11 protein-coding genes are annotated in these 16,528 nt (G+C 69.4%); 5 read left to right on the forward strand and 6 right to left on the reverse strand.

Annotated elements, in window-relative coordinates; translation table 11 throughout:
- Positions 1–117 precede the first annotated feature (117 nt).
- The 5 genes from OG588_RS26895 to OG588_RS26915 form a co-directional block, all read right to left on the reverse strand.
- Entirely contained in the window at positions 118–1,164 is a 1,047-nt protein-coding gene (locus OG588_RS26895) for a Yip1 family protein (RefSeq protein ID WP_405949537.1), read from the reverse strand.
- A 37-nt stretch (positions 1,165–1,201) separates the two neighbouring features.
- Entirely contained in the window at positions 1,202–2,620 is a 1,419-nt protein-coding gene (locus OG588_RS26900; RefSeq protein ID WP_405949538.1) for an FG-GAP-like repeat-containing protein, read from the reverse strand.
- Between the two features lie 100 nt (positions 2,621–2,720).
- A complete protein-coding gene (locus OG588_RS26905) occupies positions 2,721–4,217 on the reverse strand; it encodes an FG-GAP and VCBS repeat-containing protein (protein WP_266859866.1) in 1,497 nt (498 codons plus the stop codon).
- 1,140 nt (positions 4,218–5,357) lie between these two features.
- Complete coding sequence (locus tag OG588_RS26910) at positions 5,358–5,738, reverse strand: hypothetical protein (RefSeq protein WP_405949539.1); 381 nt, start codon at positions 5,736–5,738, stop codon at positions 5,358–5,360.
- Between the two features lie 186 nt (positions 5,739–5,924).
- Positions 5,925–8,216, reverse strand: a complete 2,292-nt coding sequence (locus OG588_RS26915) for a (Fe-S)-binding protein (RefSeq protein ID WP_405949540.1) — start codon at positions 8,214–8,216, stop codon at positions 5,925–5,927.
- A gap of 240 nt (positions 8,217–8,456) precedes the next feature.
- On the opposite strand from OG588_RS26915, the gene OG588_RS26920 reads away from it, so the two are divergent.
- The 5 genes from OG588_RS26920 (at position 8,457) to OG588_RS26940 (ending at position 13,797) form a co-directional block, all read left to right on the forward strand.
- Entirely contained in the window at positions 8,457–9,479 is a 1,023-nt protein-coding gene (locus OG588_RS26920) for an MraY family glycosyltransferase (protein WP_405949541.1), read from the forward strand.
- 96 nt (positions 9,480–9,575) lie between these two features.
- Positions 9,576–11,420, forward strand: a complete 1,845-nt coding sequence (gene dnaK, locus OG588_RS26925; protein ID WP_393032810.1) for a molecular chaperone DnaK — start codon at positions 9,576–9,578, stop codon at positions 11,418–11,420.
- Complete coding sequence (grpE, locus tag OG588_RS26930) at positions 11,417–12,079, forward strand: nucleotide exchange factor GrpE (RefSeq protein WP_405949542.1); 663 nt, start codon at positions 11,417–11,419, stop codon at positions 12,077–12,079. Before dnaK ends, grpE begins: the two co-directional genes overlap by 4 nt.
- A 69-nt stretch (positions 12,080–12,148) precedes the next feature.
- Positions 12,149–13,339 carry a molecular chaperone DnaJ gene (gene dnaJ / locus OG588_RS26935; protein WP_266859882.1) on the forward strand — a complete coding sequence of 397 codons (1,191 nt, stop codon included), beginning with the start codon at positions 12,149–12,151 and terminating at the stop codon, positions 13,337–13,339.
- Positions 13,340–13,344: 5 nt separating this feature from the next.
- The gene (locus tag OG588_RS26940) at positions 13,345–13,797 is read left to right on the forward strand and encodes a heat shock protein transcriptional repressor HspR (RefSeq protein ID WP_033284884.1); all 453 of its coding nucleotides are present in this window, start codon (positions 13,345–13,347) and stop codon (positions 13,795–13,797) included.
- A gap of 74 nt (positions 13,798–13,871) precedes the next feature.
- Here OG588_RS26940 and OG588_RS26945 read toward each other — a convergent pair whose 3' ends face one another.
- Positions 13,872–16,280 carry a PA14 domain-containing protein gene (locus OG588_RS26945; RefSeq protein ID WP_405949543.1) on the reverse strand — a complete coding sequence of 803 codons (2,409 nt, stop codon included), beginning with the start codon at positions 16,278–16,280 and terminating at the stop codon, positions 13,872–13,874.
- Positions 16,281–16,528: the final 248 nt, after the last annotated feature.

Genomic DNA, 16,528 nt, shown 5'->3' on the forward strand with positions numbered 1-16,528 from the left:
AATCGATTTCCCCTGTCCCATATCCACTGTCCACGGCTTGTGGTCCCACGTACTACGCGACGAGGACGGGCTCCCCATGTGACATGGGAGCCCGTCCTCGTCGTAGCGGAGAAACCTCTAGAACGTGCCCAGTTTCACGATCGACAGCAGGGCGATCAGTTGGATCGCCGAGGCGCCCAGGGCCTTTGGCCAGGGGAGGTCGTGGGAGCGGGCGACCATCATCGTGAGGAGGGTGCCCGCCGCTACCCAGGTGGCCCAGCCGAGGGCCTGGACGAAGGTCGCGTCGCCGCCGAAGAACATGGCGAAGATCAGGCGGGGGGCGTCCGTGAGGGACATGATCAGCATGGAGAGGCCGACTGTGGGCTGCCAGGCTCCGTCGCCGCCCAACTGGCGGGCCAGGGTGTGGGTGACCACGCCCAGGACGAAGGACGACAGCACCATGGCCACGGCCGTGATCAGGACGATCGGCACCGCGTTCGCCAAGGTGGCGTTTATGGCGTCCGCGCGGGCGCCGTCGAAGCCGAAGACCGCGAGCAGGCCGTAGAGGAACGTCACGATCAGGGCGGGGCCCCACATCGTGTAGTCCCGCATCTGGAGGAAGGTCTGCTGGGGGGCGAGGACGATGCCTCTCAGCAGGTCCTTCCAGTGCAGGCGGGGGCCGACCGGGCCGGTGGGGGCCTGGGCCGAGCCCGCGCGGTACGTACCGCCCTGGGTGTACGGGTCCTCCCCTACGGCGAAGGCCTGGGTGCTGCCCGGGTTGTTCGCCGCGTACGGGTCCGGGGTGCCCGGGTGGCCGCCCTGGCCGTACCCGCCGCCGTCGCCGAAGTACTCCGGCTCGTCTCCGTAGGCGCCGTTGCCGCCGTTTCCGGCGTTCCCCTGGGACCACTGCCGACCGCCGCCGCCGTTCGCGGGGCTGCCGTACTGAGGTTGCTGCTGCGGGTACGGCTGCGGGGCCGCGGGGTAGCCGTACGACGGCTGTCCCTGCGGCACCGGGGGTGCCTGCTGCCCGTACGGAGGTTGTTGAGGGCGCGCTTGCGGGGCCCTGCCGTCCCGGCCGCCGCGTCCGATCCTGAATCCAGCCACGTCATCGAACGTACCTGGTTCCGCGCGGACGCGTGCCGGGCCGGGGCTTTCGGGCGGGGCTTTGCTGCCGAGCTGTGACATCCCCTAAGGGGAAGGCGGGAGGGGCCTTAAGGGAGTGCTACGGGAGCATTCCGACGCCGAGCCGCGGAGCGCCCGACGTCGAGACGCCCAGCGACGACGGGCCGTAGGCGACCGCGTTCTTCGTGGTCAGGCCGGTGGTGGCACCGCGCAGGGTCCATACGGCGCCGTCCCCGCCGTTCTCGTCCATCGCGCCCACCGACAGGTCCGCGTGGCCGTCGCCGGTGAGGTCGGCGAGGTGGACCGCCGAACCGAAGTGGTCGTTGTCCTCGTTCGCGCCCGGGACGCCCGCCGTGTTCTGGCTGAAGGACTGGGCGCCGGACGCGGTCAGGCCGGTGGACGAGCCGCGCAGCAGCGTGACGTTGCCGGTCAGGTCGGCCGAGCCGATCTTCTCGTAGTCCGCCGCGATGGCCGCGTCGGCGTATCCGTCGCCGTTCACGTCGCCGAGCGAGACCGACCAGCCGAAGGCGTCGTTCGTCTCGTCGGCGCCCGGGACGCCCGCCGTGTCCTGGTCGATCGTCTGGGCCGGCTCGGGGTCGACGCCCGAGGTGCGGCCGAAGTGGATGCCGATGGAACCGCCGAGGTTGCCTTCGACGGCGCCCCAGTACTCGCCGGTGACCACGTCGTCGTAGCCGTCGCCGTTGATGTCGCCGACGGCCGCGACCTCGCTGACCTCGTCCAGTACGGACTCGTAGGCGAGACCCGAGGAGGCGCCCCGGAACACCGTGGCGCCGTCGAGGTAGGCAACGGTGGCGACGAGATCGTCGGTGCCGTCGCCGTTCAGGTCGCCGGAGGCGAAGGAGACGACGCCGCCGGAGCCGGTCCGGATCGGGGCGGTGACCTTGTACTTCGACGCGGCGCCCGACGTCTTCGTGAAGCCGCCCCTGCTGACCCAGACGTCCGTGCCCGTGCTGCCGACCGCGAGGTCCGCCTTGTGGTCGCCGTTGAAGTCGCCGACGGCGAGGGACTGGCCGAAGGCGTCGTGGGCCGTGGGGGCGGGATCGGCCGCCGTACGGCCGCCGGACAGGCCGGAGGCTCCGCCCCAGACGATGATCGCGGTGCCGCCGTCGGTGTCGGTGCCGAGGTCCTCGCCGGGGGCGCCGATCACGAGGTCGGCGTATCCGTCGTTGTTGAGGTCCCCGGAGGCGAGGGCCGAGCCGAAGTTGTCGCCGTGTTCGGCGGAGCCGGGGATGCCGCTGCTGTTCTGGGTGAGGACCGTACGGCGGGAGGCGCTGATGCCGGACTTCGAGCCGTAGTTGACGACCACGGCACCGGCGGACGTCTTGCCGCCCACGGTCGCGGTGGGCGCCGCGGTCACCAGGTCGCGGTAGCCGTCGCCGTTGAAGTCGTCGGAGTACTTGGCGGTGGCCGCGGACGCGGGGGCGGTCAGCACGAGCGGGGTGAGGCCCGCGAGGAGGAGAGCGGCGGCCAGGGCGGTGGAAGTGGGGCGGCTGCGCAAGGGAGTTGGCTCCAGGAGGGGAGGGGGGAATGGAGGGGACGGGAGAGCGCCGGGCCCCTGACGGAAGGTCACGGGCCCGGCGCTGAAGGCGAGTTGGGGACTAGTCGGCGAACAAGCAGCCGAACTGCGGGGTGCCGGACGTCGATACGCCCGCGGCGCTCGCGGAGATCCAGCGGGAGCCGGTCGTGGTGATCTTCGTGCCGTTGGACGGGAGGTAGGTCACCGCGCCGTCGCCGCCGTTCTCGTACGAGCCGACGAGCAGGTCCGCCTTGCCGTCGCCGTTGACGTCGTCGAGCTTGACGTCGGCGCCGAACAGGTCGCTCTTCTCGTCGTCGCCGGGGACACCGGCCGTGCTCTGGGCGAAGGACTGGACGCCGGTGGTGGTGTTGACGCCGCTCGCCGAGCCGTAGACGACCGTGACCATGCCGGCGTTGGTGTTGGCGCCGAGGTCCTCGTTCGGGGCGGAGGCGACGACGTCCTGGTAGCCGTCGCCGTTGACGTCGCCCAGGTCCAGGTCCCAGCCGAAGGCGTCGCCCTTCTCCGAACTGCCGGGTATGTTCCCGGAGTTCTGGGTGATGCCGGTGGTCGAGGCGGGGCCGGACGCGGAGCCGTAGGTGATGTTCACCTTGCCGCCGTTCGCCGAGTCCGGGACGGTCGTACCGTCGCTCGTCGTGGCGTCCCAGCCCGCGCCGCTGACGATGTCGCCGTAGCCGTCGCCGTTGATGTCGCCGATGCCGGTGACGATGCCGGGCTTGAGGGTCTGCACGCCCGCGATGCTCAGACCGCTCGCGGCGCCGGGCACGTAGTAGTTGGTGTTCCAGCCGCTGGACGTCTGCGTCTCGTAGCCGTCGACCACCAGGTCGGTGCGGCCGTCGCCGTTCACGTCACCGGCCGTGAGGTGCCGCGGGCCGTACGGGAAGCCGGTCGAGCCGGCCTGGATCGGGGGCTTGATCGTGTAACGGCCGCCGGGCTTGCCGGTGGAGCTGCTGAAGCCGCCCTTGTAGACGTAGAGGGTGGCGGCCGAACTGCCCACCGCCAGGTCCGCCTTGCCGTCGCCGTCGAAGTCGCCGGCGGCCAGGGTCTGGCCCCAGTTGTCGTGCCCGGACACGGCCGGGTCCGGTACGTCGCTGCTCTTGCCGGTGAGGCCGCTCTTGGATCCCCAGAGGATCGCGAGGGCGCCGCCGTCGGTGTCGGTGCCGACCTTCTCGTACGGCGAGCCCACGGCGAGGTCGTCGTAGCCGTCACCGTTGAAGTCGGCGTACGCCGTCGCCAAGCCGAAGTAGTCGCCGGCCTCGGCCGTGCCGGGCACGGTGCCGGAGTTCTGGCTGATGACCGAGCGCTTGGCCGAGGTCACGCCGGAGGCACTGCCGTACAACGCGACGATCTGGCCGGCGTTGGCGTGGCCGCTGACGGAGGCGCCGGGGGCCGAGGCCACGACGTCGCCGATTCCGTCGCCGTTGAAGTCGGCCTTGGCGACCTTGAACGAGTCGGCGGCGGTGGCCGTCGTCGCCGAGAGCGTGAGCAGACCGCCCGTGAGCGCGGCAGCGGCGGCCGTCGCGAGGGCGAGGCGCAGATGCGGGTGATGCTTCTGGTGCATGCGGGGTTCTCCTGCGGCATGCGGGGGATGCGTGGCTGGCATCCGCGTCGATGGGGTGCGGACCGTCCGTGTTTGCTGGGAGTTGTCCCTGACTTCACGGGTGGTTGGCGATCAGGAGACCTGTGATGGTGCGCAATGGTTGTACGTGACTTCGGAGGCGGGCGGGGTTGTCGGGTCGGGTGTGGCGCTGGCAGCCGCCGCTGTCTCAACTCGTCGCCCTGAGCTGTCACTTGCGTACGTTGGGGAGTGGCCGTTGGGCCGCCCGCTTCTTTGTGAGTGTCGGGCTTCCGTGCCCCGAGTAAAGGGCGCTCCCTGCGGTCGCGTCGGCTGCGCCGATTCCGCTGCGCTTCACCCTTGACTCGGTGCACTCCAGCCCGTTGGAGAAGCGAGCGGGCGGCCCCGAGGGATGGGTGGCCGGCTGCGAGTGCCCTTGCCTGTGCTGCGTTGTGGGCCGGTGTGGAGGGTGCGCGCTCGCGTCTCGCCTGCACGCCGGGCCGGCTCAGCGGCCAACGGTGAGTGGTGAGTGCTGAGTGCTGAGTGGTGAGTGGTGAGTGGTGAGTGGGGACTTGAGCCGTAGGCATGGGGCCATGGGTAATAGGCCATGGGCCATGGGCCATGGGCTCCGGGCTGCGGGCTGCGGGCTGTAGGCGGGGTCGGGTCGGTTCTGGGCGGCGGCCCGGAGGACGGCCCCCACCGCCCGGCCCTCCCTGGCCCTCCCCGGGTACCCGGGGTACCCGGTTCGCAGAAGTGTGACAGTTTCAGCGGAAGTGTCACACTTCCCCGACCCACCCACCGCCCTGGCCCCCCTCACCGCCCCGGCCTCCCGCCTGCCCTGCCTCCGACCTTGTCTATGGCTCAAGTCCCCACCCGGGGCTGGCCGCTGAGCCGGCCCGGCGTGCTGGCGAGGCGCGAGCGCGCATCCGTCACCCCGGCCGACAACGCAGTACAGGCAAGGGGATGTGTGCCTGGCCACCCGTTCCTCCGGGCCGCTCGCTCGCTTCTGAAACGGGCTGGAGCGGACCGAGTCAAGGGTGGAGCGCAGCGGAATCGGCGCAGCCGACGCGACCGCAGGGAGCGCCCTTTACTCGGGCCGCGGAAGCCCGACACTGGCTGAGAAGCGAGTGGCCCAACGTCCACGTATCAAGCCGCGTTCGCTTCCCCACGGCGGCTCGCGAGCAGGCCTCCCGCCGCGCCCAGGGAGACCAGGCCCATGCCGGCAGCCGTCGCGATGCCCTTGACGCCGTCCATCGAGAAGTAACACAGCGCGGCCACACCGCCGTTGAAGAGGAACAGGAACCACAGGGTCGACGGCTTCGACAGGAACGCCTTGATCTTCGGCTTCTTCGCGATGCGTGAACCGGCCAGCAGCGAGACGGCGATACCGGTGTAGGTGGCCGCGGTCTTCGCCGTGCCGTCCAGCACCGCCCCGGAGGCCGTGCTCGCGACGAGGCCGCCGACGAAGAACGACCAGAGCAGCAGGTTGGCGACGAGCGACTTCAGGGTGGCGAGCAGCGACTTCACGGGAGTTCCTTCGGAGGGGATCGGAGGGGCGTGATCTCTGACCTCTACGATTCCGCCGCGCGCTCGCCGTCACGAGGGACCGTTCTCCCGGATCAAGGGTGTAGCCCGCTACACCCTTCCCCTACGACGACAGCGCCCCGCACTCTCCGAGGAGGGTGCGGGGCGCCGTCGTAGCGGATCGGGCTGTTACTTCACCGGCTGGGGTTCCGGGGCGTTCTCCGGTTCCGCGGTGCCCGCCGGGGGCTCGTCCTCGGAGGGCTTCCTGACCGAGTCGAGGAGGAGCTGGGCCACGTCGACCACCTGGATCGATTCCTTGGCCTTGCCGTCGTTCTTCTTGCCGTTGACGGAGTCCGTGAGCATGACCAGGCAGAAGGGGCAGGCCGTGGACACGATGTCCGGGTTCAGGGAGAGGGCCTCGTCGACGCGCTCGTTGTTGATGCGCTTGCCGATGCGCTCTTCCATCCACATCCGCGCACCGCCGGCGCCGCAGCAGAAGCCGCGTTCCTTGTGGCGGTGCATCTCCTCGTTGCGCAGGCCCGGGACGCTGGCGATGATCTCGCGCGGGGGCGTGTAGATCTTGTTGTGGCGGCCCAGGTAGCAGGGGTCGTGGTAGGTGATGATGCCCTCGACCGGGGTTACCGGGACCAACTTGCCCTCGTCCACGAGGTGTTGGAGCAGCTGGGTGTGGTGGATGACCTCGTAGTCGCCGCCGAGCTGCGGGTACTCGTTGCCGATGGTGTTCAGGCAGTGCGGGCACGTTGCGACGATCTTCTTCGCCGACTTCGGCTTTGCCGACTCGGCCACGACCTTGCCGTCGTCGTCCAGTTCCTCGCCGAACGCCATGTTCAACGCCATGACGTTCTCCATGCCGAGTTCCTGGAACAGCGGCTCGTTGCCGAGCCTCCGCGCCGAGTCGCCCGTGCACTTCTCGTCGCCGCCCATGATCGCGAACTTCACGCCCGCGATGTGGAGGAGTTCCGCGAAGGCCTTCGTGGTCTTCTTCGCACGGTCTTCCAGCGCGCCCGCGCAGCCGACCCAGTACAGGTACTCGACCTCGGTGAGGTCCTCGATGTCCTGGCCGACGACCGGGACCTCGAACTCGACCTCCTTGAGCCACTCCAGGCGCTGCTTCTTCGCCAGGCCCCAGGGGTTGCCCTTCTTCTCCAGGTTCTTGAGCATCGTCCCGGCCTCGGACGGGAACGCGCTCTCGATCATCACCTGGTAGCGGCGCATGTCGACGATGTGGTCGACGTGCTCGATGTCCACCGGGCACTGCTCGACGCAGGCGCCGCAGGTGGTGCAGGACCACAGGACGTCCGGGTCGATGACGCCGTTCTCTTCGAGGGTGCCGATCAGCGGGCGTTCGGCCTCCGCGAGGGCAGCGGCGGGGACGCCTGCGAGCTGCTCCTCCGTCGCCTTCTCCTCGCCCTCCATCGACTTGCCGCCGCCCGCCAGCAGGTACGGGGCCTTGGCGTGCGCGTGGTCGCGGAGGGACATGATCAGGAGCTTGGGGGAGAGCGGCTTGCCCGTGTTCCAGGCGGGGCACTGCGACTGGCAGCGACCGCACTCGGTGCACGTGGAGAAGTCCAGCAGGCCCTTCCAGGAGAACTGCTCGACCTGCGATACGCCGAACACGTCGTCGTCGCCCGGGTCGGTGAAGTCGATCGGCTTGCCGCCGGACGTCATCGGGAGCAGGGCGCCGAGGGAGGTCTCACCGGTCGCGTTCCGCTTGAACCAGATGTTCGGGAAGGCCAGGAAGCGGTGCCAGGCGACGCCCATGTCCGTCTTCAGGGCGACCGTGATCATCCAGATGAAGGAGGTCGCGATCTTCACGCCGGCGAAGAGGTACGTGAGGTTCTGGAGCGTGGAGACGTCCAGGTGCTCCAGCGCCGACACCACCGGGTACGAGATGAAGAACGACGCCTCGTACGCGTCGACGTGGTGCTGGGCGCCCTCCAGCGCGTGCAGCATGAAGATGCAGACGCCGACGATGAGGATGACGGCCTCGACGAAGTACGCCTGGCGGAAGTTCGAGCCGGCGAAGCGGGACTTGCGGCCCGGCTTGTTCGGCTTGTTCAGCTGGCGGATCGCGATCAGCACGAGGATGCCGATGACCGTCATCGTGCCGATGAACTCGACGAAGACGTTGTACGGCGGCCATTCGCCGATGATCGGCAGCAGCCAGTCGGCCTGGAAGAGCTGGCCGATGGCGTTGACGATCGTCAGCAGCAGCGAGAAGAAGCCCACCGCCACGAACCAGTGTGCGACGCCGACGACACCCCAGCGGTTCATCCGGGTGTGGCCGAGGAACTCCTTGGCCACGGTGACGGTGCGCTGCACGGGCTCGTCGGTGCGGGTGCCCGCTGGCACGTTCTGGCCGAGTCGCATGAAGGTGTAGATCTGCAGGACGGCGCGGGCGAACAGCGCCACACCGACCACGATCAGTACCAGCGACACGATGATCGCGGCGAGTTGCATTTCAGGGCTCCTCGGGCCTGCGAGGGGTCATGGCATCACCACTCAGCACATTACTAAGCGGTAACTTAATCGGTTCGACCGAGACTACCCCTATCTTGCGTCGCACTGTAGCCAGCCGTGCGGTGATCTGTGTCGCTGAGGGTTGCCTAAAAAGGCCAGCTCCGGGCTCGTTCTCAAGCTTGTTACGGTCTGATCGTGTTATTCGTACTGAATTGGTACATTTGCGTCTAATTTAGATCCGTGCTCTACGGGATTCTCGCCGCCACGACCGCCCTGCTCCTCGCCGCCGTCCTCGCCGCACTGCTCCGGGTGCCCGCACTGCGGGCGGGGATCGTCGACCGCAGACGGCGGACGCGTCCGGTACCGCTGCTCGGGGGACTCGCCGTCGTGCTCGCCGTCGTCTCGGTGACCTGGGCGTGCCACTGGACCGGCGTCGCGCCGCTCGGCGACGGGGTCGGCGGGTTGCTCGGCACCGGGTCCGCCGTCGCCGCGCTCGGGCTCGTCGCCGACGTGTGGCGGCTGAAGACGCGGTTCCTCGTTCTCGGTACGGCCGTGGCGGCGGCCTGTGTCGTGCCGTACGGCGAGATCGGGGTGCCCGGGGGGCTGCTGGCGGTGGCCTGGATCGTGTTCGTCGCCGGTGCCTTCAAGGGGCTCGATCACGCCGACGGGCTCGCCGGGACCCTGGGGGTGGTCACCGCCTTCGGGGTCGGGGCCTGTGCCGCGATGGAAGTGATGGACGGGCTCGCGGTGCTGCTCAGTGTGCTGGCCGCCGCGCTCACCGGGTTCCTGATGCACAACTGGCATCCCGCGCGGATCGCGCTCGGCGCGTGCGGGTCGCTGTTCACGGGGTTCGTGCTCGCCTCGGCCGCCGTCATCACGCAGGCCGGGCGCGGGTTCGGGTCCAGTGCGGGGGTGTTGTTCGCGCTCACCGCCGTCGCGAGTGCGGATGCCGTCCTGGTGTTGCTGTCGCGACGGCTCGCCGGGCGGGCGTTGCTGCGGGGTGGGCCCGACCATCTCGCCCACCGGCTGCGGCGGTTGGGGCTCACTCCGCAGGGGGCGGTGGTGCTGGCGGGGATCGGAGGGTTCTCCTCGGTGCTCGTCGGGGTGCTCGTGCACAACGGGTGGGCGAGCGAATCCGGCGTCGCGTGGGTGGCGGGCGGGGTCCTGGTCGTCGTATTCGGACTGCTTAAAGTCACTGTCTACGGGGCGCGGCGTGCCGCATCTACGCAGGTCAGGGCGCAGTTGCGTGTAAGGAACGGATAAGAGTTGAGCCTGCTCGACTCAGCTCTGTTGACCCAGCGGTGAGTGTCGTGCACACTTGAGTCCGTTCCACTCAAGTCATTGCTGGAGGAATCAACCATGGCACGTGCGGTCGGCATCGACCTGGGCACGACTAACTCCGTCGTCAGCGTTCTTGAAGGCGGCGAGCCCACCGTCATCACCAACGCAGAGGGCGCCAGGACCACGCCGTCCGTCGTCGCCTTCGCCAAGAACGGCGAGGTGCTCGTCGGAGAGGTGGCCAAGCGCCAGGCGGTCACGAACGTTGACCGGACCATCCGTTCCGTGAAGCGCCACATGGGCACGGACTGGAAGATCGAGCTGGACGGCAAGAGCTTCAACCCGCAGCAGATGAGCGCCTTCATCCTGCAGAAGCTGAAGCGCGACGCCGAGGCCTACCTGGGCGAGAAGGTGGCCGACGCGGTCATCACCGTCCCGGCGTACTTCAACGACTCCGAGCGTCAGGCGACGAAGGAGGCCGGCGAGATCGCGGGCCTGAACGTCCTGCGCATCGTGAACGAGCCGACCGCCGCGGCGCTGGCGTACGGCCTCGACAAGGACGACCAGACGATCCTCGTCTTCGACCTCGGTGGCGGCACCTTCGACGTGTCCCTCCTGGAGATCGGCGACGGCGTCGTCGAGGTGAAGGCCACGAACGGCGACAACCACCTCGGTGGTGACGACTGGGACCAGCGGGTCGTCGACTACCTGGTGAAGCAGTTCGCGTCCGGTCACGGCGTGGACCTGGGCAAGGACAAGATGGCCCTCCAGCGTCTCCGTGAGGCTGCCGAGAAGGCCAAGATCGAGCTGTCCAGCTCCACCGAGACCTCGATCAACCTGCCCTACATCACGGCGTCCGCCGAGGGCCCGCTGCACCTGGACGAGAAGCTCACCCGCGCCCAGTTCCAGCAGCTGACGGCCGACCTGCTGGAGCGCTGCAAGACGCCGTTCCACAACGTCATCAAGGACGCCGGCATCTCCATCAACGAGATCGACCACGTCGTCCTCGTCGGTGGCTCCACCCGTATGCCCGCCGTCGCCGAGATCGTCAAGGAGCTGACCGCCGGCCAGGACGCCAACAAGGGCGTCAACCCGGACGAGGTCGTCGCCATCGGCGCGTCCCTCCAGGCCGGTGTCCTCAAGGGCGAGGTCAAGGACGTCCTGCTCCTCGACGTCACCCCGCTGTCCCTCGGTATCGAGACCAAGGGAGGGATCATGACCAAGCTCATCGAGCGCAACACCACGATCCCGACCAAGCGGTCCGAGATCTTCACCACCGCCGAGGACAACCAGCCCTCCGTGCAGATCCAGGTCTACCAGGGCGAGCGCGAGATCGCGGCGTACAACAAGAAGCTCGGGATGTTCGAGCTGACCGGTCTGCCGCCGGCCCCGCGCGGTGTCCCGCAGATCGAGGTCTCCTTCGACATCGACGCCAACGGCATCATGCATGTCACGGCCAAGGACCTCGGCACCGGCAAGGAGCAGAAGATGACCGTCACCGGCGGCTCCTCGCTGCCGAAGGACGAGGTCGACCGCATGCGCCAGGAGGCCGAGCAGTACGCGGACGAGGACCACCGTCGCCGCGAGGCCGCCGAGTCCCGCAACCAGGGCGAGCAGCTCGTCTACCAGACGGAGAAGTTCCTCAAGGACAACGAGGACAAGGTCCCCGGCGAGGTCAAGACCGAGGTCGAGGCCGCCGTCGAGGAGCTGAAGGCCGCGCTCAAGGGCGAGGACACCGCCGAGATCCGCACCGCCACCGAGAAGGTCTCCGCCGTCTCCCAGAAGGTCGGCCAGGCCATGTACGCCGACGCCCAGGCCACCCAGGCCGCGGGCGGTGACGCCCCGGGTGCCGAGGCGCCCAAGGCGGACGACGACGTGGTGGACGCCGAGATCGTGGACGACGAGCGCAAGGACGGTGCCGCGTGACGGAGGAGACTCCGGGCTTCGACGAGAAGCCCGACGTCCCTTCCGGCGCCACCCCCGACGACGCCGAGCCGCAGGCCGCCGCCCCCTCCAGCAGTGGGGAGGGGGCGGCCCCGGCAGGGGACGCAAGTGCACAGATCGCCGGTCTGACCGCTCAGCTGGACCAGGTGCGCAAGGCGCTCGAAGAGCGCACCGCGGACCTTCAGCGGCTCCAGGCCGAGTTCCAGAACTACCGCCGCCGGGTCGAGCGCGACCGGATCGCGGTCAAGGAGATCGCCGTGGCGAACCTCCTGACCGAGCTGATGCCCACGCTCGACGACATCGGCCGCGCGCGGGAACACGGTGAACTCGTCGGCGGTTTCAAGTCGGTGGCGGAGTCGCTGGAGACCGCCGCGGCGAAGATGGGACTGCAGCAGTTCGGCAAGGAGGGCGAGCCCTTCGACCCGACGATCCACGAGGCCCTCATGCACTCGTACGCGCCGGACGTCACCGAGACGACCTGCGTGGCGATCCTGCAGCCCGGGTATCGCATCGGCGAGCGCACGATCCGCCCCGCGCGGGTGGCCGTCGCCGAGCCGCAGCCCGGTGCCACGGGGACCGGCAAGGCGGAGGACGAGTCCGAGGCCGGCGACGAGAAGGACAACGGCCCTGAAGAGGGCTGATGTAGCTGACGTAACCGTCGTAGCTGACGCAGCCGACGTATCGAGCGGACCGAAGGAGGGACGTCGAGGATGAGCACCAAGGACTTCATCGAGAAGGACTACTACAAGGTCCTCGGCGTCCCCAAGGACGCCACCGAGGCCGAGATCAAGAAGGCGTACCGGAAGCTCGCCCGCGAGTTCCACCCGGACGCCAACAAGGGCAACGCCAAGGCCGAGGAGCGCTTCAAGGAGATCTCCGAGGCCAACGACATCCTCGGTGACCCCAAGAAGCGCAAGGAGTACGACGAGGCCCGCTCCCTCTTCGGCAACGGCGGCTACCGCCCGGGGCCGGGCGGCGCGGGCGGCGGCAACTTCAACTTCGACCTGGGCGACCTCTTCGGAGGCGGCGCCCAGGGCGGCGGTGGCGCCGGGGGAGCCGGCGGCTTCGGCGGCGGGATCGGTGACGTCTTCGGCGGCCTGTTCAACCGCGGCGGTACGGGCACGACCCGTACCCAGCCCCGGCGCGGCCAGGACATCGAGTCCGAGGTCACGCTCAGCTTCACGGAGGCCATCGAAGGGGCCACGGTCCCGCTGCGGATGTCCTCGCAGCAGCCCTGCAAGGCCTGTTCGGGCACCGGCGACAAGAACGGCACACCGCGCGTGTGCCCGACCTGCGTCGGCACCGGCCAGGTGGCGCGCGGCTCCGGCGGCGGTTTCTCGCTCACGGACCCGTGCCCGGACTGCAAGGGCCGGGGCCTGATCGCCGAGCACCCGTGCATCGAGTGCAAGGGCAGCGGACGCGCCAAGTCCTCGCGGACCATGCAGGTCCGGATCCCCGCGGGGGTCACGGACGGCCAGCGCATCCGGCTGCGCGGCAAGGGCGCACCGGGTGAACGGGGCGGTCCCGCAGGCGACTTGTACGTCATGGTGCACGTCGACGCGCACCCCGTGTTCGGCCGCAAGGAGGACAACCTCACGGTGACGGTCCCGGTGACCTTCACCGAGGCGGCGCTCGGCGGCGAGGTCAGGGTGCCCACCCTGGGCGGACCCCCGGTGACGCTGAAGCTGCCCCCGGGCACGCCGAACGGCCGGACGATGCGGGCCCGCGGCAAGGGCGCCTTCCGCAAGGACGGCACCCGGGGCGATCTCCTCGTCACCGTCGAGGTGAGTGTCCCGAAGGACGTCACGGGGAATGCTCGTGACGCACTGGAGGCGTATCGAGAGGCGACCGCGGGCGAGGACCCGCGGGCGGAGCTGTTCCAGGCCGCGAAGGGAGCATGAGAGTGATGGACGGCCGTCGACGCAACCCGTACGAGCTGACCGAGGAGACCCCGGTCTACGTCATCTCGGTGGCGGCCCAGCTCTCCGGCCTGCACCCGCAGACGCTGCGCCAGTACGACCGCCTCGGCCTGGTCTCCCCGGACCGCACGGCCGGGCGCGGTCGGCGCTACTCGGCCCGCGACATCGAACTGCTGCGCACCGTCCAGCAGTTGTCGCAGACCGAGGGCATCAACCTGGCCGGCATCAAGCGCATCATCGAGCTGGAGAACCAGGTGGTCGCGCTCCAGCAGCGCGTCGCCGAACTCCAGTCGGCGGTCGAGGGCGCGGCGGCGACGATGCAGCAGCGCGAGGCCGCGGTGCACGCGTCGTACCGGCGCGACCTGGTCCCGTACCAGGAGGTCCAGCAGACCAGCGCGCTGGTGGTGTGGCGGCCGAAGCGGCAGCAGTCCTCGGACTGACGTCCACGCTTGCACGCAAGAAGGGGCCCGGAGGATCCTCCGGGCCCCTTCTTGCGTGTCACGTGCGGTCCGGGTCAGTCGCCCCAGATGCCGTACGCCTCCTGCTCCCGGATCTCTTCCAGGCCCGCCGGGTCGGTGTAGATCGCCCGGTAGTAGTACAGCGCGAGTCGGTCCTCGTGCACCGTGGTGTCGAGGTGGAACTGCGGGTTGCCGACCTTGCCGGTGGCGAACGTGGTCCAGGCTCCGGCCGTCGCGTCCCACTTCTCCCAGCGGTAGTCCGTGAAGTCACCGCACGGCAGGTCGTAGATGGTGACACCGCAGCGGACGTAGAGCTCCGGGTAGCGGTCCTCGACGACCTTGGTGCCGGTCCAGCCCGGCGGGCGGGTGTCCGGCAGGGTGACGGACACATCGGCGGGGTGGTAGGCGTCCGGACTGGCGTTCTCGTCGTAGAGCGGGGAGCCGTCCAGGGCGGCGACCTTGTAGACGTGGGTGGCGCCGTCCGGGACGGTCGGGCAGAGGACCTCGGTCGCGGCCGATGAGCCCCCGTTCCAGCAGTTCCGCTGCCAGACCGTCTCGCCGGTCTCCGGGTCGGTCGCGCTCTGCCAGACCGCGTAGCCGGTGACGTCGTCGTCGGCGGGCGGGGTCCAGTTCAGGCGGACACCGAGCGGGACCTGTTGCGCGGTCAGGTTCTCGACCGGTGCCGGGCGCTGCGTGTCCGGCGTGGTCTCCGTGGCGGCCGGGCCGGGCTGCGAGGTGTGACCGTACGGGTCGACGGTCACGATCCGGTACTCGTACGTCGTCTCGGACGCGCCCGAGATGTCCCAGCAGCCGCCCCGGAGCAGCTTGTCGCCCGCGTACGCGGGGAGCTTCTCACCGGTCGCCCAGGTCCAGGACACCGTCGGCGGCTCCAGGACGTCGTTGAACAGCTCGTTCGGCTTGCACAGGTCCACGGTGGTGCTCTCACCGGTCGCCGGGTCGGTGCGGAGGATCCGGTACGAGAGGAAGGGGCCGCCGTCGAAGGTCCACGGGTCGATGCTCGCCCACGAGATCATCACCCCCTCGTCGAACCGCGTCGCGGTCGTCTCGTACGCCGGGATCGCCTCGGGCCGGTCGGCCATCGTCAGCGTGATCTCCGTGGGGGCGGCCGCGTTGCCCTTGGCGTCCACCGAACGCACCGCGTACCGGTAGGTGTCGGCGACCGCGGCCAGCTGGCGCGGTGCGAGGTCGGTCTCCTTGGTGGTGCCCTTGCCGGGCACCGCGTCGAGCCAGCCGCCGGTCGCCGGGTCGAGTTGGAGGACCTGGTAGCTCGCCGCCCCGTCGACGGGGGACCACACCAGGTGCGGAACGCCCGACCGGTACTCGACCCGGGCACCGGTGACGGGCGTCGGCGGGATCAGGTCGGTGGTGGTGAACCTGGTCGCGGCGGAGTACGCGGACCAGTTGCCGGCGGCGTCCCGGGCCCGGCCCCGGTAGGTGACGGCACTGCCGTCGGAGGGGTAGGTGGTGTCGCAGATCGCGCCCTTGGTGCCGGTGTAGACGGTGATCCACTTGCCCGTCGCGGTGTCGAGGCGCTGCATCTCGTACAGGGCGATGTCGGCCTTGTTCTCCGCCGTGGTGACGAGTTGCGGGGCCGCGTAGGGCGAGAGGTCCGCGCAGCCGTCCAGGTCCACGAACGGCGCGGCGGGCGGGGTCCGGTCGGGGGTGATGACGGGCTTGTCCGCGCCGCCCGCCGACTGGTTGCCCGCCTTGTCGTGGGCGCGGACCTCGTAGTAGTACGTGCCGCCGGTCGCGGGCGGGGTGTCCGTGTACGACGTGGAGGTGGTCGTCGCGAGCGGCTTGGTGCCGAACGAGGTGCCCTTCAGGCGCCGGTAGACCCGGTAGCCGGCGAGGTCCGGCTCCTTGTTCTTCGACCAGGTGAGCTTCGCCCTGCCGGTCGCGGAGGCGTACGTCACCGACGTGCCCGTCGGGGCGAGCGGCTTGACCTTGTCGACGGTGGCCGAAGTCCGGGGCGGATACGTGAACTTGACCTTCGCGGCGCCGGTCCAGTTGACGTAGTCGATCCGCAGGGTGTGGTTGCCCTTGGGGATCGTCACGTTGACGGTCTTGGCACGCGAACCGGCCGTGTCGGACCACAGGTTGATCTTGCGGCTGTTGTCCAGATAGACGCGGATGCCGTCGAGCCCGGACACGGTGAGGGCGAAGGGCCCGCCCGAGCCGAAGTCCCGCGTCACGCTCCAGCGGACGCCGAAGTTGTCCTTCGGGAGGCCGGAGGCGGGGGCGCCGCTCCAGTTCTGGTCGATCGCGGTGTCGCAGTCCGTCTTCTTCGGGGCGCCCTTGAACGTGGTGTTCGCGAAGAGCTGGCGCTTGTAGACGGGGGAGGCGCAACTCGCCGCCGCGGAGGCGGGTGTCGTCGCGCCGGCGAGCAGGCCGCCCGCGACGGCGAGGGCGAGGGCGGCGGCCGTCGCGTGTCTGGCTGGGTTCATTCGGTCCTCTGTCGGATCGGCACGGCAGCGAACGGCCGTTGACGATCACGACAAGTGAGGAACCGGGTTGGTTGTGCTGATCTTTGCCCGTTCCTGAACTCCCGTTGAGTGGAGGGGGCGTAAAGAGCGTTTGGATAGGATTCGCAGTACCTCCACACAACAAACGGAACATGCTGTTGCCATCTCGTTAAGCGGTTCCGCTTGACGCCGGTGGTCGCAGCCGCGTTGGCTTTTCAGTCACCTGGGTT

Source organism: Streptomyces prunicolor (assembly GCF_045162825.1).
Taxonomy (GTDB): Bacteria; Actinomycetota; Actinomycetes; order Streptomycetales; family Streptomycetaceae; genus Streptomyces; species Streptomyces prunicolor.